At 67.7% G+C, this 18,483-nt stretch carries 18 protein-coding genes; 11 read left to right on the forward strand and 7 right to left on the reverse strand.

Features of this window, described 5'->3' with window-relative positions; all coding sequences use genetic code 11:
• Nucleotides 1-57: 57 nt before the first annotated feature.
• Nucleotides 58-2,034, reverse strand: coding sequence for an acetate--CoA ligase (gene acs / locus GXN78_RS37620; RefSeq protein WP_106555361.1), 1,977 nt, complete (start codon nt 2,032-2,034; stop codon nt 58-60).
• Nucleotides 2,035-2,421: 387 nt separating this feature from the next.
• On the opposite strand from acs, the gene adh reads away from it, so the two are divergent.
• A complete protein-coding gene (gene adh, locus GXN78_RS37625; RefSeq protein ID WP_106555362.1) occupies nt 2,422-3,942 on the forward strand; it encodes an aldehyde dehydrogenase in 1,521 nt (506 codons plus the stop codon).
• Between the two features lie 11 nt (nt 3,943-3,953).
• On the forward strand, nt 3,954-4,361 hold the full coding sequence (locus GXN78_RS37630; RefSeq protein ID WP_106555363.1) for a DUF779 domain-containing protein: 408 nt from the start codon (nt 3,954-3,956) through the stop codon (nt 4,359-4,361).
• Here GXN78_RS37630 and GXN78_RS37635 read toward each other — a convergent pair.
• Nucleotides 4,358-4,900 carry a hypothetical protein gene (locus tag GXN78_RS37635; protein ID WP_106555364.1) on the reverse strand — a complete coding sequence of 181 codons (543 nt, stop codon included), beginning with the start codon at nt 4,898-4,900 and terminating at the stop codon, nt 4,358-4,360. The two genes, GXN78_RS37630 and GXN78_RS37635, sit on opposite strands and share 4 nt — an antisense overlap.
• A 72-nt stretch (nt 4,901-4,972) precedes the next feature.
• On the opposite strand from GXN78_RS37635, the gene GXN78_RS37640 reads away from it, so the two are divergent.
• Entirely contained in the window at nt 4,973-5,875 is a 903-nt protein-coding gene (locus GXN78_RS37640) for a LysR family transcriptional regulator (protein ID WP_106555365.1), read from the forward strand.
• A gap of 30 nt (nt 5,876-5,905) precedes the next feature.
• Here GXN78_RS37640 and GXN78_RS37645 read toward each other — a convergent pair whose 3' ends face one another.
• On the reverse strand, nt 5,906-6,760 hold the full coding sequence (locus GXN78_RS37645; protein WP_106555366.1) for a transporter substrate-binding domain-containing protein: 855 nt from the start codon (nt 6,758-6,760) through the stop codon (nt 5,906-5,908).
• A gap of 12 nt (nt 6,761-6,772) precedes the next feature.
• Nucleotides 6,773-7,183, reverse strand: coding sequence for a cytochrome c-550 PedF (pedF, locus tag GXN78_RS37650; protein ID WP_239143149.1), 411 nt, complete (start codon nt 7,181-7,183; stop codon nt 6,773-6,775).
• A gap of 393 nt (nt 7,184-7,576) precedes the next feature.
• On the opposite strand from pedF, the gene GXN78_RS37655 reads away from it, so the two are divergent.
• The 5 genes from GXN78_RS37655 to pqqE all read left to right on the forward strand — a co-directional run bounded on the left by GXN78_RS37655 (nt 7,577) and on the right by pqqE (nt 13,354).
• Nucleotides 7,577-9,691: a sigma-54-dependent Fis family transcriptional regulator gene (locus tag GXN78_RS37655; RefSeq protein ID WP_106555368.1), complete on the forward strand. Its 2,115-nt coding sequence runs from the start codon at nt 7,577-7,579 to the stop codon at nt 9,689-9,691.
• Nucleotides 9,692-10,177: 486 nt separating this feature from the next.
• A complete protein-coding gene (gene pqqB, locus GXN78_RS37665; RefSeq protein ID WP_106555369.1) occupies nt 10,178-11,110 on the forward strand; it encodes a pyrroloquinoline quinone biosynthesis protein PqqB in 933 nt (310 codons plus the stop codon).
• A gap of 62 nt (nt 11,111-11,172) precedes the next feature.
• The gene (pqqC, locus tag GXN78_RS37670; protein WP_106555475.1) at nt 11,173-11,895 is read left to right on the forward strand and encodes a pyrroloquinoline-quinone synthase PqqC; all 723 of its coding nucleotides are present in this window, start codon (nt 11,173-11,175) and stop codon (nt 11,893-11,895) included.
• Nucleotides 11,892-12,155 (forward strand): pyrroloquinoline quinone biosynthesis peptide chaperone PqqD, encoded by a 264-nt coding sequence (pqqD, locus tag GXN78_RS37675; protein ID WP_106555370.1) that lies wholly within the window; start codon nt 11,892-11,894, stop codon nt 12,153-12,155. Before pqqC ends, pqqD begins: the two co-directional genes overlap by 4 nt.
• A gap of 8 nt (nt 12,156-12,163) precedes the next feature.
• Nucleotides 12,164-13,354, forward strand: a complete 1,191-nt coding sequence (pqqE, locus tag GXN78_RS37680) for a pyrroloquinoline quinone biosynthesis protein PqqE (RefSeq protein ID WP_106555371.1) — start codon at nt 12,164-12,166, stop codon at nt 13,352-13,354.
• Nucleotides 13,355-13,542: 188 nt separating this feature from the next.
• On the opposite strand, the gene GXN78_RS37685 is transcribed toward pqqE, so the two are convergent.
• Nucleotides 13,543-13,863: a high-potential iron-sulfur protein gene (locus tag GXN78_RS37685; RefSeq protein WP_106555372.1), complete on the reverse strand. Its 321-nt coding sequence runs from the start codon at nt 13,861-13,863 to the stop codon at nt 13,543-13,545.
• A 36-nt stretch (nt 13,864-13,899) separates the two neighbouring features.
• Nucleotides 13,900-15,681, reverse strand: coding sequence for a PQQ-dependent methanol/ethanol family dehydrogenase (locus GXN78_RS37690; protein ID WP_106555373.1), 1,782 nt, complete (start codon nt 15,679-15,681; stop codon nt 13,900-13,902).
• Nucleotides 15,682-16,064: 383 nt separating this feature from the next.
• On the opposite strand from GXN78_RS37690, the gene GXN78_RS37695 reads away from it, so the two are divergent.
• Genes GXN78_RS37695 through GXN78_RS37705 form a run of 3 tightly spaced genes read left to right on the forward strand, consistent with a single transcriptional unit; the run spans nt 16,065 to nt 17,248 of the window.
• Nucleotides 16,065-16,439 (forward strand): group III truncated hemoglobin, encoded by a 375-nt coding sequence (locus tag GXN78_RS37695; protein WP_106555476.1) that lies wholly within the window; start codon nt 16,065-16,067, stop codon nt 16,437-16,439.
• Nucleotides 16,440-16,454: 15 nt separating this feature from the next.
• The gene (locus GXN78_RS37700; RefSeq protein ID WP_146162988.1) at nt 16,455-16,847 is read left to right on the forward strand and encodes a hypothetical protein; all 393 of its coding nucleotides are present in this window, start codon (nt 16,455-16,457) and stop codon (nt 16,845-16,847) included.
• Nucleotides 16,844-17,248: a ribonucleotide reductase subunit alpha gene (locus GXN78_RS37705; protein WP_106555375.1), complete on the forward strand. Its 405-nt coding sequence runs from the start codon at nt 16,844-16,846 to the stop codon at nt 17,246-17,248. Before GXN78_RS37700 ends, GXN78_RS37705 begins: the two co-directional genes overlap by 4 nt.
• A 26-nt stretch (nt 17,249-17,274) precedes the next feature.
• On the opposite strand, the gene GXN78_RS37710 is transcribed toward GXN78_RS37705, so the two are convergent.
• Entirely contained in the window at nt 17,275-18,483 is a 1,209-nt protein-coding gene (locus tag GXN78_RS37710) for a nitronate monooxygenase family protein (RefSeq protein ID WP_106555477.1), read from the reverse strand.

The raw sequence follows: 18,483 nt of genomic DNA on the forward strand, positions 1-18,483 counted from the left end.
AACCGCCCTGTCCTCATGCCGGCCTGGCCGGCGCGAGGATCGAGGCTTCGACTGGACTCAGTGCGCCTCCGTCAGCTGATCCAGGATGGCCGGATTCTCCAGCGTCGACGTGTCCTGCGTGATCGCCTCGCCCTTCGCGACCGAGCGCAGCAGGCGGCGCATGATCTTGCCGCTGCGCGTCTTCGGCAGGTTGTCGGCAAAGCGGATGTCCTTCGGCTTGGCGATCGGTCCGATCTCCTTGCCGATCCAGTTGCGCAACTCGGCGGCCAGCTTGCCGGCCTCCTCGCCCGTCGGGCGGGACCGCTTGAGCACGACGAAGGCGCAGATCGCCTCGCCGCTGGTGTCGTCCGGGCGGCCTACCACTGCCGCCTCGGCGACGAGATCGGTGCACGCCACCAGCGCGGACTCGATCTCCATCGTTCCCATGCGGTGGCCGCTGACGTTCAGGACATCGTCGATGCGCCCGCCGATGGTGAAGTAACCCGTTTCGGCGTCGCGCGCCGCGCCATCGCCGGCCAGGTAGTAGCCGCGCAGTTCGCTCGGGTAGTAACTCGACTGGTAGCGGGCATCGTCGCCCCAGATGGTCCGGATCATGCCGGGCCAGGGCTTCTTGACCACCAGGATGCCGCTTTGCCCGTTCGGCAGGTCGCCGCCGGTCTCGTCGACGATCGCGGCCATGATGCCCGGGAACGGCAGAGTGCAGGAGCCCGGCACCAGGTCGGTCGCGCCCGGCAGCGGCGTGATCATGTGGCCGCCGGTCTCCGTCTGCCACCAGGTGTCGACGATCGGGCAGCGGCCACCGCCGACATGTTCGTGGTACCACTCCCAGGCAGCGGGGTTGATGGGCTCGCCCACCGAACCGAGGATGCGCAGGCTCGTCAGGTCGAAGTTGCGGGGATGCACTTCCGCATGGCCCTCGGCCGCCTTGATCAACGAACGGATGGCGGTGGGCGCGGTGTAGAACACCGTCACCTTGTGCTTCTCGATCATCTTCCAGAAGCGTGCCGCATCCGGGTAGGTCGGGACGCCTTCGAACACCACCTCGGTCGCGCCCAGGGCCAGCGGGCCGTAGGCGATGTAGCTGTGGCCGGTGACCCAGCCGATATCGGCCGTGCACCAGAAGACGTCGTCGTCATGGAGGTCGAAGGTCCACTTGGCGGTCACGGCGGCCTGCACCAGGTAGCCCCCGCTGCTGTGCTGCACGCCCTTGGGCTTGCCGGTGGAACCGGAGGTGTAGAGCAGGAAGAGCGGGTGCTCGGCACCCACCCATTCGGGCTCGCAGACCTCGGGCTGCACCTGCGTGAGCTCGTGCATCCAGCGGTCATGCGACTGCCAGGCGATGGCCCCGCCGGTGCGGCGGTAGACGACGACGTTGTGCACGGCCTCGCAGCCACCCAACGCCAGCGCCTCGTCCACCAGCGCCTTCAAGGGCAGGGTCTTGCCGCCGCGCACTTGCTCGTCGGCCGTGATGACGGCGACGGCGCCGGTGTCGGCGATCCGATCGCGCAGCGAATGCGCCGAGAAGCCGCCGAACACCACCGAGTGCACCGCGCCCAGGCGCGCACAGGCCTGCATCGCCGCCACGGCTTCGACCGACATCGACATGTAGATCGCCACGCGATCGCCCTTGCCGATGCCGAGCGCCTTCAGCGCGTTGGCCATGCGGCAGGTCTGTGCGAGCAGCTGCGCATAGGTGGTGTGCGTCACCTTGCCGTCGTCGGCCTCGAAGATGATCGCGACCTTGTCGCCCCGGCCGGCGGCGACCTGCCGGTCCAGGCAGTTGTAGGAGACGTTCAGGGTGCCGTCCTCGAACCACTTGTACATGGGTGCGTGCTCGGTGTTGAGCACGGTCTCGAACGGCGTCTTCCACTCCACGAATTCACGCGCCAGCCGCGCCCAATAGCCTTCGTAGTCGGCCTCGGCCTCTGCCGCCAGCGCGTCGTAGGCGGCACGTCCTGCGACGTGGGCCGAGCGCATCAGCGCTTGCGGGGGAAGGTATTGCTTCGGGGTCTGTGCGTTGTCCGGTGATGTCATGCCTTGGCTCCTGTAGGTCCTTCCGATCGTCGGGGACTCGACATCGATGGACCTTGCGCTAGCGCAAATGTTGTGCCGGCAGGTGGAAGAGGTGCGAGGGCGCACAACGCAGCAGGGGCGCACGCGAGCCTTGCTGCGCCCGCACAGCTTCGATCCGGTGAGCGGCCCTGTCCCGTTCTGCAGCAGTTGCTCAACGGTGGCACAGAGCCCCCTGGAGCGGCCATGCCGCGCCTGTGCGGTGCGCGCCCAAAAAGCTGAGGCCCGACAAGGGCTTGCGCCGTTCGCGGCAGTGGGCACGCGGCATGGCCCGCGCTTTGCAGAAGTGGCTGCGCGGGACGCGTCGTCCCGGCAGCACCCCTTTTTCAACCACCTGACTGGAGACGATTCATGGACATGGCAGAAATGACCCACCTCGGCATCGAGAACCCGTACAAGAAGCAGTATGGCAACTACATCGGCGGAGAGTGGGTCGCGCCGATCGACGGCCAATACTTCGACAACCTCACCCCGGTCACGGGCCAGGCCTTCACCAGCATCCCGCGTTCGAACGCGAAGGACATCGAGGTGGCACTCGATGCCGCGCACAAGGCCAAGGCCGCCTGGGGTGCGACCTCGCCCACCGAGCGCGCCAACGTCCTGCTGAAGATCGCCGATCGCATGGAGCAGAACCTGCAGAAGCTCGCGGTGGCCGAGACCCTCGACAACGGCAAGCCGCTGCGCGAAACGATGGCGGCCGACCTGCCCCTGGCCATCGACCACTTCCGCTACTTCGCCGCCTGCATCCGGGCGCAGGAAGGCGGCATCAGCGAGATCGATCACGACACCTACGCCTACCACTTTCATGAGCCCCTGGGCGTCGTCGGCCAGATCATTCCGTGGAACTTCCCGATCCTGATGGCGGTGTGGAAGCTGGCGCCGGCGCTCGCGGCCGGCAACTGCGTGGTGCTCAAGCCCGCCGAGCAGACGCCGGCCTCGATCCTGGTGCTGATGGAGGTGGTGGGCGACCTGCTGCCGCCGGGCGTGCTCAACGTGGTCAACGGCTTCGGCCTGGAAGCGGGCAAGCCGCTGGCTTCGAGCAGCCGCATCGCCAAGATCGCCTTCACGGGCGAGACCACCACCGGCCGGCTGATCATGCAGTACGCCGCCCAGAACATCATCCCGGTGACGCTGGAGCTGGGCGGCAAGTCGCCCAACATCTTCTTCGAGGACGTGATGTCGGCCGACGACGCCTTCTTCGACAAGGCGCTCGAGGGCTTCGCGATGTTCGCGCTCAACCAGGGCGAGGTCTGCACCTGCCCGAGCCGCGCGCTGATCCAGGAGTCGATCTACGAGCGCTTCATGGAGCGCGCGATCGAGCGGGTCGAGGCCATCAAGCAAGGCCATCCGCTGGACCCGTCCACCATGATCGGCGCGCAGGCCTCGCAGGAGCAGATGGAGAAGATCCTCTCGTACATCGATCTCGGCAAGCAGGAGGGCGCCCAGTGCCTGACCGGCGGCGAACGCAACCTGCAAAGCGGCGAGCTCGCAGCCGGCTACTACGTCAAGCCCACGGTCTTCAAGGGCCACAACAAGATGCGCATCTTCCAGGAGGAGATCTTCGGGCCGGTGGTATCGGTGACGACCTTCAAGACCGAAGAGGAGGCCCTCGAGATCGCCAACGACACGCTCTACGGCCTGGGCGCCGGCGTGTGGACGCGCGACGGCGCACGCGCTTTCCGCATGGGCCGCGGCATCCAGGCGGGACGCGTGTGGACCAACTGCTACCACGCCTATCCGGCCCATGCGGCCTTCGGTGGCTACAAGCAGTCGGGCATCGGCCGCGAGACGCACAAGATGATGCTCGACCACTACCAGCAGACCAAGAACCTGCTGGTGAGCTACAGCCAGAACAAGCTGGGCTTCTTCTGAAGCGAAGCCTCATGTCGTCCGACCCGGGGGCGCCCGAGGCGCCCTGCGGCATCGTCCGCCGCGTGTCCGCCACGCCGGCCGCGCAGGCGCTCATCGAGCGCCTGCGCGCCGTGCACGGACCGCTGATGTTCCACCAGTCCGGCGGCTGCTGCGACGGCAGCGCGCCGATGTGCTTCGCGCTCGGGGAATTCCAGACCGGGGACGCGGACGTGTGCCTGGGGGAGATCGCCGGCGCGCCCTTCTACATGAGCCGCGCCCAATTCGCGTATTGGGAGCACACGCACCTGATCATCGATGCGGTGCCGGGCAATGGAGGGATGTTCTCGCTCGAGCGGCCGACTGGACTGCGCTTCATCACCCGCTCGCGGCTGTATGACGATGCGGAGTGGAAGCGGCTCGAAGCGCAAGGCAATTGCTAGGGCACCCCTTCACATCGCACCTCGTCGATCGGCGGCGCGGATCGTTTGAGCTCCTTGCCGAGTGGACGCAGAAGCAGATAGAACGCGACGCCGTGCGTGATCATCAGCAGCGGCACGTACAGGATCGGTATCGCATACGCGGCGCGCAATTCCCCCGCCACGGCGGGAAGGCCAACTTGGATGGCGTGGTAGTAGTCGAAGACGAGCTCGACCGCGCCGATCAAGTTGAACATGACGACGAACAGCCAGAACAGCGGCCGCATCCTGACGGTGAGAAGCGCGAGCAAGGCCAGCACGCCGGTCGCAAAGTCGCCATAGGCGGCGAAAGTGGCGAAGCCGCCCGGCAGATGGGGGCCGACCACGCCGGGCAGAATGAAGACGAGCCCAAAAAAGCGGAAGCTGTGGATCGTGGCGATGGCGCGTTGCGCTTCAAAGTGATTCATCACCTTGAGCCTTGGCCACAGATAGACGCCGAAGCAAAGAAGCCAGGCGACATAGCCCAGCACGAGATGGCTCTGGAACAAGATCTCTTGAGACATGATCGCAATCCTTTCGCGATCAGGTTATGCGGGCTTCCTGCTCGTGATAAGCGGGCACAATCTTCATGAACCATGAAGCCGAACTACACAGTGGCGCCCGGTGCCCTGGAGGGTGTCGAGGCGTTCCTGCGCGTCGCGGAGCGCCGCAGCTTCCGGCAGGCAGCCGATGATCTCGGGATCACGCCGTCCGCCATCAGCCAAACCATCCGAGGCCTCGAGGCGCGGGTCGGGGTCGCGCTGTTCACACGCACGACGCGCAACGTCGGCCTGACAGAAGCGGGCGAGCGGTTTCTGGAACACGCGCGACCGGCGTTCGAGGAAATGGTTGCAGCCGCCGATGCAGCTCGCGGTTTGGCGCAGAGGCCGTCCGGGCTCCTGCGCCTCGCGGCCCCTCGGGCCGTGGTGCCGCTGCTCCTGCAGCCTGTGCTCGCTTCCTTTACGCAAGCCTATCCCGAGGTCGTGGTGGAAATTGCCGCCAGTGAAGAGCTTGTCGACCTGGCGAAGGATGGCTTCGACGCCGGAATCCGCTTGGGTGAATTCATTGCGGCCGACATGACGGTGGTGCGCCTGACGCCGGCATTGCGCTACGCGATCGTCGCCAGCCCAGATTACCTGAGCCGCCGCGGCATACCTAAAGTCCCCGAAGACCTTCACGCTCATTCTTGTGTGCGGATGCGTCGATCGAGTGGCGCGCTCGCACCATGGCGGGTGGAAGACGGTGGGCGGTCGCTCGAACTGGTGGTCAACGGACCCTTGGTCGTCAATGATTTTCCGACGATGCTCGGAGCTGCGCTCAGCGGAGTCGGCCTGGCCCAAGTGCCCGAGCCGATCGCCGTCGAGCACGTAATCGCGGGGCGACTCCAGGAAGTGCTGAGCACGTGCGCGTCCACGACACCCGGCGTCTTCCTCTATCACTCAGGCCGCCGCCAAGTGCTTCCCAAGCTGCGCGCCTTCATCGATCACATACGTCGATGACGCTGCCCGGCTCCGACCTTGGCGGCGGTCTCAGGCCGCCCGCCACGCGACGTTGCCGCGCTCGAAGATCTGCGCCAGCCGGCCGCTCGCCGCCAGCTCGTTCACCGCGCGCTGCAGCGCTTGCGCCAGTTCGGTCGAAGCGCGCTTGACAGCCATTCCCACCGCCCAGCCGTCGCGCGGCGCGCGCGGCGAAGGCAGCGGCGTAATCTCGAAGCGTGCGTCGCCGCGCAGCACGGCCTGCAGTTCCGAGGCCAGGGCAGCCGCCGCAACGACTTCCTCGCGCAACAGTGCGCGCGCGGCCTCGGTGCCGTCCTTCCATTGGGTGTTCAGCTGGTTCCTGTAGGCGCCGCTGTCCGCGCCGATCATCAGCCAGCCCGCCAGCGACTGCCCCGGCACCGCGACCCGACCGTCGGCCAGCTGCGACAGCGTGTCGAGCCGGGGCACGCGGTCGAGCCGCCTGGCGATCGCCACGCTGTCGCGGCAATAGGGCGCCAGAATGGCGACCTGCGGATTGGCATCCATCAGCGGCCGGTCGACCGGCACGTGCAGCAGCACGTCGGCCGGCCCGTAGCCGAGGTAATGCCCGCGCCACACCATGTGGCGCAAGTCGTCGGCCATGTTCTCGTCCGCATGGAAGGGCAGCAGCGAGAGCCGCACGCCCAGCGACTCGGCCAGCGCCTGGGCCAGCTCGACGTCGATGCCCTTGCCACCCGCATGGAAGGGCGGCATGTCCTGGTAGATGCCGACGGTCAGCGTGCCCCGCTCGCGCACGCGCTCCAGCGGGGTGGCCCCCGCGTGCAGCGGCAGGCCCGCCAGGCCCGAGGCAGCGCCGGCGGCGCCCAGCCAGCGCAGACAGTCGCGGCGGCTCGCTCCAATGCTTTTCATGGCCGCCTCCGCTCAGAAGGGCTTCTCGCGGCGCGTCTCGAGGTACGCCTTGATCGACCAGACGGCTTCCTGGTTCATCACGCCTTCGAAGGGCGGCATGTACACAGCGCCGTTGCGGGTGCGGCCGGCGCGCACGGTCGAGGAATAGAACTCGTCGATCTCCTTCACGCAGGCAGCCCGGCGTCCGGCGTCCTTCATCGTCGCGCACTCGCCGTCGAGCTTGCGCAGATCGGGCGCGATGCCGCCGGAGATCGCGTCCAGGCCATGGCAGCGCGCGCAGTTCTGGTTGTAGGCAGAGGTGCCGATCTTGACCGCCGCCTCGCTGCCGCGGTAGGGATTCTCGACGCGCCACTGCTCGCCGAGCTTGGGCAGCGCCGAGGTGTCGACGGCCTGGGGTGTCACATCGCCATGCGCCCAGGCCATGGGGGCGGCGACGCAGGCGCAGAGGGCCAGCAGCAGTGCGCTGGCCTTCGCGGCGCCGCGCCCGGACGGCGGGCGAATGGAAACGGGGGTGCGGTGAGGATTGCGGTCCATGTCAGGTCTCCGTCATGGTTGTGTTGAAGGATGCGCAGCGGTCCGCAAACCCCGTGCCACGCCGACCTGTTGCAGGCTGGAACACAAATTGCCTTCCCGTGCCTGCCGATTGCTCCAGATCAAGGCAGCCGGCCGGTTCGGTGGCACGCTTCGGGCGGATTCGGTGAAACCGGACCCGAAAGGCTGTACCCGGATAGCACGGTGCCGCGCCGCCCCAGGGCGCGCGGGATTCGCCGGAGACGAGCTGCCCGCCCGGCAGCGAAACGAGCAGGAGACACGAAGATGTCCGTATCCCATCACGTTCCGGCCGCGACGGCCGGGAGCTGGTCGACGCCCACCGCCCTGCCCTGCATGCAGCAACCCGCGCGCATGGAGCAGATCGAGCAATCGCACCAGCGCTGCGCCGCGCTCGGGCTCACGCGCATCGAGCGCCCTGACTTCGAGCCGCTGATGCGCAGCGACCTGAGCCTGGCGCGGGAGCGCAACCATCGCCTGTTCACGCATGCGGCGCCGGTGATGGAGATGCTGTTCGAGCAGATCGTCGACACCGAAAGCATGATCGTGCTGGCCGATGCCCAGGGCACGATCCTGCACTCGGTCGGCGACGACAGGTTTCTGGAGCGAGCCGGCAAGGTCGCGCTGTCGCCGGGGGTCAACTGGGCCGAGCATTCCAAGGGCACGAACGCCATCGGCACCGCGCTTTTCCAGGAGTCGCCCACCGTCGTGCACGGCGGCGAGCACTTCATCCACGCCAACAGCTTTCTGACCTGCTCGGCCGCCCCCATCTTCGACCCGCGCGGCAACATGCTCGGCGTGCTCGACGTCACCGGCGACCATCGCGCCTACCACCAGCACACCATGGGCCTGGTGCGCATGTCCGCGCGCATGATCGAGAACCAGTGGTTGTCCGACGACTTCGGCAACCGCCTGAGGCTGCACTTCCACAGCCGCGCCGAGTTCATCGGCACCCAGCTCGAGGGCATCATCGTGGTGGGCGCCGACGGCAAGATCCTGGGCGCCAATCGCAGCGCGATCGACCAGCTCGACATGAGCAGCGCGGCGCTGCGCATGCACAGCCTCACAAGCCTGTTCGGCACCAGCGTCGCGGCCATCTTCGATCACTTCCGCGCGCCGCTGCCCACGCCCGCCTGCCTGAGCCTGGCGAGCGGCCGGCAGTTCTTCGTCAACGCCCGCTTCAACGGCCCGCGCGCGATGATGGCCGGCATGGAGGTCGAGGCGGCGAGCGCACCGGGCGGGCCACCCAACGCAAGCGTTCGCGCCGGCGCCGTTGCGGCCCTTCCGGGCGCTGCCACGCCCGCCCCGGGCAGCAGCTTGTCGGGCCTGCACTACCTGCGCACCGGCGACCCGCAGATCGAGGCGGTGGTCCAGAAGGTGCAGCGTGTCCTCAACCGCGACATCCCGCTGCTGATCCTCGGTGAAACCGGCACCGGCAAGGAGCTCCTGGCGCGTGCGGTGCACCAGGACTCCAACCGCGCCAAGCAGCCCTTCGTCGCCGTCAACTGCGCCTCCATTCCCGAGTCGCTGATCGAGGCCGAGCTGTTCGGCTACGAGGACGGCGCCTTCACCGGCGCGCGCCGCAAGGGGGCCTGCGGACGCATCGTGCAGGCCAATGGGGGCACCCTCTTCCTGGACGAGATCGGCGACATGCCGCTGTCGCTGCAGGCGCGGCTGCTGCGCGTGCTGCAGGAGCGCTGCGTGACGCCGCTGGGCAGCCAGAAATCCATCTCGGTGGACATCGCCGTGATCGGCGCCACCCACCGCAACCTGCGCGAGATGATCGAGGCCGGCACCTTCCGCGAGGACCTGTACTACCGCCTCAACGGGCTGGTGGTGCGCCTGCCGGCGCTGCGCGAGCGCCGCGACCTCGACATCGTGGCGCAGCGCATCCTGCTGGCCGAGTGCCCGCAGGGCACGCCCATGATCGCGCCCGCCGTCGCCGCGCTCTTCGGCGGCTACGCGTGGCCCGGCAACATCCGGCAGCTCGCGAACGTGCTGCGGACCGCCGTCGTGATGGCGGCGGGCGAGGCGCAGATCACCGAGCACCATCTGTCGGATGACTTCCTCGAAGACACGCGGCGGCTTCGAGCGCCCCTGGCGGCGCCGCCGGCCGCCCATGCGGTCGCAGGGCAGGACGGCGCACCCGGCGCCTTGACGCCGGAGGCCGCGCCGGCCTTCGGTGCGCCACCGGCCGCCATTGCGCTGCCCGCGCCCGCGCCCTCTTCCACGCCCGAAGGCGCGGCGGTCCGCACGCTCGAAGAAGCCGAGATCGAGATGATCCGCGCCGCCGTCGAAGCCGCCCAGGGCAACATCTCCGTCGCCTCCAAGCGCCTGGGCATCAGCCGCAACACGATCTACCGCAAGCTGCGCTGGAAGTGAACCCCACCCCCGTATCGGCTCACTTCGTGTAGCCGAGTACTCCCTCAAGGGGGCAACACCAGCGGCCCGGCAAAGCCGGCTCCGCGGAGTTTCCCGCCTGGGTCGTGCCAGTTTCCCGGGAAATCCCTGTGCCATGGCTGCGCAGCACTGCTCCACGGTGGAACACTGTCACGCGGGCCGCAGCAAGCGTTCGCCGCGCCGGCGCGCAAATGCCCGGGACAACTCAGTGCAATCCCTTGTCCGGACGCCACCAGCGCCGACAACGTGCCACCGGCACACCTCTTGCAGAAAGGTGAGCGTCCTGAAGGCAATCCCGCCCGGACCTCACCCCAACGCTCAAGGAGACTCTCATGCAATGGTCGCAACCCGCGTTCGAAGATCTGCGCTTCGGTTTCGAGATCACGATGTACATCTCGAATCGCTGACCCCTTCGGCCCATCGGCGGCGCATCGAGGGCGATGCGCCGCCCCCAGCTCACACACTCCCATGAAGATTCTCGTGCTCGGCTCCGGCGCCGGCGGCGGCTTCCCGCAATGGAACTGCAATTGCCGGCTGTGCGCGGGACAGCGCCAGGGCGCAGTGAGCGCGCATGCGCGCACGCAAAGCTCCATCGCCGTGTCCGCCGACGGCGAGTCCTGGGTGCTGCTGAACGCATCCCCCGACATCGGCCAGCAGATCCGCAGCCATGCACAGCTGCATCCGCGCGGCGGCCTGCGCGACACGCCGATCAAGGCGGTGGTGCTGATGGACGCACAGATCGATCACGTCACCGGCCTGCTGGGCCTGCGTGAAGGCCCCTGCATCGACGTCTACGCCACGCCCTGCGTGTTCGAGGACCTGACCACGGGCCTGCCGCTGCTCAACGTGCTGCAGCACTACTGCGGCACGCGCTGGCACATGCTGCCCGTGGCGGGCGAGCAGACCCGTGCCGAGTTCCGCATCGAGGGTGTCTCTTCGCTGCGCTTCACCGCACTGGCCATTCCCGGCATGGCGCCGCCCTACTCGCCGCACCGACGCGAGCAGCTGGTGGGCGACAACATCGCCCTGCTCATCGAGGACCCGAACGACGGCACGCGCCTGTTCTACTCGCCCGGCCTGGCCGAGGTGGGTCAGCAGGAGCTGTGCTGGATGAGCGAGGCCGACTGCCTGCTCGTCGACGGCACCTTCTGGGAGGAAGACGAGATGCGGCTCGCCGGGCTGAGCGGCAAGACCGCCACCGAGATGGGCCACCTGCCGCAGACGGCCAGCGCCGCACGCGCGGGCATGGTCGACGCCATGCAGGCCAGCAGCGCGCGCCGCAAGGTGCTCATCCACATCAACAACAGCAACCCCATCCTCGACGAAGACAGCGCGCAGCGCCGGCTGCTGGACGCGCACGGCATCGAGGTGGCGTACGACGGCATGGAGATCACGCTGTGAACACCACCACCACCGAATGGCAGGACGCCCCGGCGCCGGCCGCCGCCTGCAGCACGCCACCCCTGCGCACGTGGCGCCCCGAGGAATTCGAGGCCCGGCTGCGTGCCTGCGAATCGCGCTACCACATTCACCATCCCTTCAACCTGCGCTTGAACCGCGGCGAGCTGCAACCCTTCCAGGTCCGCGGCTGGGTGGCGAACCGCTTCTACTACCAGCTGTGCATCCCGCAGAAGGACGCGGCGGTGCTGGCCAACTGCACCGAGCGCGCGGAACGGCGGCGCTGGCTCGAGCGCATCCTCGACCACGACGGGCGCGACGACTTCGCCGGCGCCAATGCCGGTGGCATCGAGGCCTGGAGCCGGCTCGGCCAGGCGACGGGCCTCGGGCACGACGCGCTCTGGTCGCAGCGCCATGTGCAGCCCGGCGTGCGCTTTGCCGTCGACGCATACCTCAACTTCGCGCGCAGCAGGCCGTGGGAGGAAGCGGCGATCTCCTCGCTGACCGAGATGTTCGCCCCGAAGATCCACGCCGACCGCCTGGCCGGCTGGCCGTCGCTGTACCCGTGGATCCAGGCCGAGGGCCTGGCCTACTTTCGCCAGCGCATCCCGCTGGCCACGCGCGACGTCGAGCATGGCCTCGAGGTTGCGCGCCGCTGGTCCTGCACGCGCGAGCGCCAGGACCGTGCGCTCCAGATCCTGCATTTCAAGCTGGACATCCTGTGGTCGATGCTCGATGCCATCGAGCGCGCCTACCCCGACGATCTGCCGATGGAGCTGCGCCCATGACGACCCCAGAAGCCAAGCCGGCCGTGGCCACGATGTTCCGGCTGCAGTTCGAGCCGGCGCAGAACAGCTGGGTGTTGCTCTATCCCGAGGGCATGGTGCGCCTCAACACGCCGGCGGCCGAGATCCTGCGGCGCTGCGACGGCTGCCGCTCGGTGGACGAGATCGTGGCGGAGCTGGAGCTCGCCTTCGCGCAGCCGGCGCTGCACGACGATGTCTGCACCTTCCTCGCGCAGGCCCGGCAGCGCGGCTGGCTGCAGTAGGACATGCCATGCACGGCCCGACGATCAAGCCGCCGATGTGGCTGCTGGCGGAGCTCACCTACCGCTGCCCGCTGCATTGCCTCTTCTGCTCGAACCCGGTCGACTACGCCCGGCACCAGGACGAGCTGGACACGCCGACCTGGAAGCGCATCCTCGGCGAAGCGCGCGCCCTCGGCGCGGTGCAGCTCGGCTTTTCGGGCGGCGAGCCGCTGCTGCGCGAGGACCTCGAGGATCTGGTCGCTCACGCGCGCGGGCTCGGCTTCTACACCAACCTCATCACCTCCGGCGTCGGGCTCACCGAGGGCCGCGCCAAGGCGCTGAAAGCGGCCGGTCTGGACCACATCCAGCTGTCCTTCCAGGATTCGACGCGCGAGCTCAACGACTTCATCAGCTCGACGCGCACCTTCGAGCTCAAGTCGAAGGTCGCCGCGATCATCAAGGCGCAGGGCTACCCGATGGTGCTGAACTGCGTCATGCACCGCTTCAACCTGCCGCATGTGGGTCGCATCATTGACATGGCAGAGCGCATGGGCGCCGACTACCTCGAGCTTGCCAACACGCAGTACTACGGATGGGCCTGGCTCAATCGAGCGGCCCTGATGCCCACGGTCGATGAGCTGCGCGACGCCGAGGCCATCATGATGGCCCATCGCGAGCGTCAGGGCAGCCGCATGAAGGTCCTGTGGGTCTCGCCCGACTATGCAGACGCCAAGCCCAAGCCCTGCATGGCGGGCTGGGGGTCCCTGTTCATGGTGGTGGCGCCCGACGGCAAGGCCTTGCCGTGCCACAGCGCGCGCATGCTCCCCGGCATCGACTTCCCGGACCTGCGGGACACGCCGGTGCGCGACGCCTGGTATGACAGCGCCGCCTTCAACCGCTACCGCGGACAGGCCTGGATGAAGGACGGCTGCAGCGACTGCGACGAGCGCGAGAAAGACTTCGGCGGCTGCCGCTGCCAGGCCTTTCTGGTCACGGGCGATGCGGCCGCCACCGACCCGGTGTGCCCGAAGAGCGAGCACCGTGGGCGCATCGACGCCATGCTGGCCGAGGCGCAGGCCGAGCGCACGCAGCACGCCGCATGCGGCGCGCCGGTGCAGCCGCTTCGCTTCGTGCCTGGCGCCTCCAGGCAGGCCGGGCTGATCTATCGCGGCGACGAGAACTCTCGCCTGCTATCCCCTGTGAAGGACACGCCATGCTGATGGTGCGCAGCCTCACCCGGTAGGCGTTCCATGAAAGGCTGAGCGTGCCGCTCAGCTGGCGCGTTGCGGCGAGGTTGAGGAAGGCCGCCCGGTCGGCAACTGCGCCACGACGTCCTGCGCCATGGCCGGAACGCCGATGCAGGGCACCACCAGGGCGACGGCTGCGCGGCAATGCCGCGCAGCCGCCCTCAGGCGGGCTTGGCGGCCCACGCGTTGCACCAGCCGGGGCCCGCGATCTGCTTGCGCCCGAACATCGCGCAGCCGCCCCATTCGTCGGTGCTGCTGCCCTGGAAGAACGAGCAGTTGGTGCAGCGCTGCGTGGGGCTGTGCTTGGGAAAGCGCTTCTTGTCGACCTTGCTGGTGTCGTGCAAGTAGCCCAGGGCCTTTGCCGTCTCGTCGCTCTCCTCCACCCGCGGGGGTGCGGCCCGCGCGAGTTCGGGAAGCGCGAGGACGGCGCTGCCGCCAGCCACGGTGCGGATGATGAAGATGCGGCGCGTGGTGTCTTTCATGTGGGATCTCCGGTCTTGTGTGGATGCCTGTCTCTGTCAGTTCGCCTTCGCGGTGCGGGTGCTGCTCTTGCTCTCGCCGGCCTTGGGGATCTTGAACACCCACACCATGCCGCCTTGCTCCAGGAAGTTGACCTTCTTGGCCACCTCGCCGCCCCACAGCGGCACCGCACCGCCCCAGCCGGAGACCACACTCACGTACTGCTCGCCGCCTTGCTGCCAGGTCACCGGTGGCGCCACCACGCCGGAGCCGGTCTGGAACTCCCAGACCACCTTGCCGGTCTTGGCATCGGCCGCCTTGAGGTAGCCCTCGGGCGTACCCCAGAACACCAGGTTGCCGCCGGTGGTCAGCACGCCACCCCACAGGGGCGCGTTGTTCTTGACCTCCCAGGCGATCTTCCCGGTCTTCGGATCGATCGCGCGCAGCGCGCCGATGTAGTCCTCGTTGAGCGGCTTGATGGTGAAGCCGGCACCGAGGTACGCCGCGCCCTTCTTGTAGGCCACCGGTTCGTTCCAGATCTCCATGCCCCATTCGTTGGCGGGCACGTAGAACATCTTCGTGTCGGGGCTGTAGGCCATCGGCATCTGGTTCTTGCCGCCGAGGAAGCCCGGCGCGGCGAAGACCGCACTGCCCTTCTTGCCGTCGGCGCCCGCAGTCGGATCGCCGGGCCGGTTGTCGGCGATGAAGTTGGGGCGGCCGGTTTTCAGGTCGATGCTGCTGGCCCAGGTGATCTTCTTGACGAAGGGGAAGGCGTTGATGAGCTTGCCCGTGGCCGCGTCGTTCACGTAGAAGAAGCCATTGCGGTCCGCCTTGCCGCCGACGCGCTTGCCGTCCATGTCGAAGGTCACGAACTCGTTCACGCCGTCGAAGTCCCAGCTGTCGTTGGGCGTGCTTTGGTAGTGCCACTTGATCTGGCCGGTCTTCACGTCGATCGCCACGGTCGAGCAGGAGAACAGGTTGTCGCCTTGGCGCAGGTGGCTGTTCCAGGGAGCGGGGTTGCCGGTGCCGAAGTAGGCGAGCCCCGTCTTGCCGTCGTAGGTGCCGCCGAGCCAGGTGGCGGCGCCGCCGGTCTTCCACAGGTCGCCCGGCCAGCTCTGGTTGGTGGTGCCCGAGACGCCGTTCTCCTTGGCCGCGCCATCGGCGTCGTAGGTGAAGCCCATGTGGCCTTCGACGGTGGGCCGCATCCAGACCAGCCGCCCGGTCTTGGCATCGCGCGCCTCCACGCGGCCCACCACGCCGAACTCGCCGCCGGACACGCCGGTGAGGATCAGCCCGTTGGCGATGATGGGCGCCGCGGTGGCCGAGTAGCCGGCCTTGTAGTCGTCGATCTTCTCCTTCCACACCACATCGCCGGTGTTCTGGTCGAGCGCCACGAGCTGCGCGTCCAGCGTGGCGAAGATCACCAGGTTGTCGTACAGCGCGGCCCCGCGGTTGACCACGTCGCAGCAGGGCATGATGCCTTCGGGCAGGCGGTGCTCGTACTTCCACAGCTTCCGGCCGGTCGTGGCATCGAGCGCGAACAGGCGGGAGTAGGAGGCCGTGACGAACATCTTGCCGTTGTGGATGACCGGCTGGGCTTCCTGTCCGCGCTGCTTCTCGCCGCCGAAGGAGAAGGCCCACACCGGCGCCAGCTTGCCGACGGTCGCCGTGTTGACCTGCTTGAGCGGCGAGTAGCGCTGTCCCTGGGTATTCAATCCCCAGGTGAGGATGTTGCCGGTGGCGGTGGCTTCGTTCTCGATCATCTTGTCGGTCACAACGGCGTGGGCCGCCGAGGCGGCCAGGCCGGCGGATATGAGAACGGTCAAGAGCTTGAGTTGCATGGGGTCGTCTCCTCGCGGGGGGTTGAAAAGCGCATCGGACACGTCCTGATGGCCGTGTCTTCCACGTCCCATGAGGGGCAATGTCCGTGCCACGCGGCCCGGGGTGCCGGAGGGCTGCCGAGGGGTTCAAATGGGTCGACAAGTCGCGGGTTTTCCCGCTGCACTGCTCCACGTTTGAGCAGCCGGGCCGCCGCGGGCGTGGCACGAAGGCACACCCGTCGCGCCAAAGCGCAAGGAGCTTGCTTCAGATCAAAGAAAACGGCGACCCATCCGCGCTAGGCTTCGCTTGCGGTTCCAAATGGAATGCAACGCCAGGAGACAAAAGGAGATGTGGGATGTTCGCGGAGCAAAAAGCCACGGGCGCGCGGCCCGCAGGTTCTCTCATACCAAGTCCTGACCTTTGTACCGAAGAGGAGGTCGTGCACCTGGTCCATGCCTTCTATTCGAAGGTACGCAAGGATCCGGTGCTGGCCCCGATCTTCGAATCGCACATCACCGACTGGGACCGACACCTGGCAAGGATCGTCGACTTCTGGTCGTCTGCCCTCAGGGGCACGGCCCGATACAAGGGAACGCCGATGCCCAAGCATGCGGCATTGCCGGGGCTCACGCCCGAGCTCTTCCACCGCTGGCTCGCCCTCTTCCGCGAGACCACCCAGGCATTGGAAAACGTGGAGCTGCAACAACGCGCCGACGATCTCGCACATCGCATTGCGGGAAGCTTCTGGTATGGCTATCAGGCGCGGCATTCGACATGAGGGCCTGGGCTTGACGTGGATCAAGGCTCGATCGACAGACGTCTGGATACTGCCGGCAAGTCAAATTCATTCGGAGGCGTCGGCATGAACCACATGACAGAGGACGATTTGCAGTCGTTCATCGAGCGTCTGGACATCATGAATCGGTGGGCGGTCGGAGAAAGTGCGCGAGCAACCCACGTGCACTCCGGGCAGGCGACCGACGTGCTGCCATCCGAATGCGTCGCCAGCTTCGCAGCGGTCAAGGTACGCCGTCCGACCATGCAGGAAATCGAGCGGGCGCTTCAGCGCATCGCGCAGGGCTTCTACGGGCTCTGCAGCGATTGCGAGCGCGTCATCGCGCGCGAACGCATGCTGATCGCACCCGCCGCCATGCGCTGCCACGCCTGCCACCAGAGCCCACCATGACCATTTCAAGCTTCGACGATCTGCTGCGCACCGCGCACGAACAAGCGCAGCCGCAGCGCCTGCTTTTCGTCTTCACGGCCGCCGGCATGCCGGAGGACGCCACGCCGGCGCAGCGCCAGCGCTTCCTGTCCGGCCAGGGCGGCACGTTGACGCCGCTGATGTGCGTCGACAAGACGCCCGACGAACTGATTTCATTCGACGCATTGCGCGATGAATCGCGACAGTTCGGTCAGGCCTGGGACATCGTGTTCGTTGCCGCCATCTCGGGTAGCGGCGCCCGCGGCCTGACCAGCGAACAGGCCGAAGCGCCGCTGCAGCGAATGGTCGAATCGGTCAAGTCAGGCGACATTGCCGGCTTCGTTCCATTCGACAACGCAGGCCAGCCGGTGCACATCGGATGACATCGCCGCTGCAACGCGCTCCGCGCTCAACCTGGGTTGACGCCCGTTGAAGGCGTGGCTTCGGCCAGCGTCAGAAGGCGCGCGAGCAGCTCGCGCACGCTGCGAATCTGGTCGCCGAACGGCAGCTTGCCGACACCGCGGAAGAACAGGCCCTTCTTCACGTCGCCGCGCAGGGCCGCTGCCAACTGGGTGTCGATGCAGAACTGGCCCCAGCCCGGCAGTCCGTCGCGCAATCCGCATTGCGCCAGACAGTCGAACGCGAGCGTGCAGCGCGGCTTGACGTGTGCCACGCTCTGCAGCTTGGCTTCGGCCTTCAAGTAGCCCTTGAGCCAGCGGGTTGCCACGGCACGTGCCGGCAAGCCGGCGACGCTGGTGAACTCGACCAGATCCTCGTCGCGCGCTTGTGCCAGCACGCGCTTGAACTCGGGATGCGCGTCGCATTCCTGCGTGACGGCAAAGGGCGTGCCGAGCTGCACCGCCGCGGCGCCGAGCGCCTGCACCCGTGCGATGTCCTCGAAGCGGCGAATGCCGCCGGCCGCGATCAGCGGGATGTCCTTCTCGACGCCCGCCGCACGCAGGAACGCCAGTGATTGCGGGATGACGTTCTCGAAGTCAAAGCGCGGATCGGCCAGGTCGGCGATCTTCGCCGCCCCGAGGTGGCCGCCGGCCAGGCGCGGATGCTCGATCACGATCGCGTCGGGGACCCGCTTCCTGCGTTCCCATTTGCGCACCAGCAACTGCACGCCGCGCGCATCGGAAAGTATGGGTATCAGCAGCGTGTCGGGGTGATCCTGGGCGAGCTCCGGCAGGTCGAGCGGGAGGCCGGCACCGACCACCACCGCATCGATCCCGCATTCGAGCGCGCGGGTCACCGAGGGGGCGTACTCGCCGACCGCGCGCATCACGTTGATGCCGATCAGGCCCCGTCCGCCGGAGAGAGCGCGCGCGGCGCGGATCTCGCGCGCCAGCGCCTCGAGATTGGCAGCGTTGATGTCCTCCTTGGCCTGGCGCGTGGCTACCGCGCCCGGCGGCAGGTCGCGCGTTTTCTCCATCAGGTCCGGATGGTGGCGGCGAAGGTCAACGGACGAGATCGTGCCCATCGCGCCGAGCGCCGCGACGCTGCCGGCCAGCCGGTGCGCCGACACGCCGACGCCCATGCCGCCCTGGATGATGGGCAGGAGCGTTCGCTCGCCGAGGCGCAGCGGGTTCAGGGTGCCTTCTCGCAGCAGGGCCAT

Origin of the sequence: Variovorax sp. WS11 (assembly GCF_010499245.1) — a bacterium.
Classification (GTDB): Bacteria; Pseudomonadota; Gammaproteobacteria; order Burkholderiales; family Burkholderiaceae_C; genus Variovorax.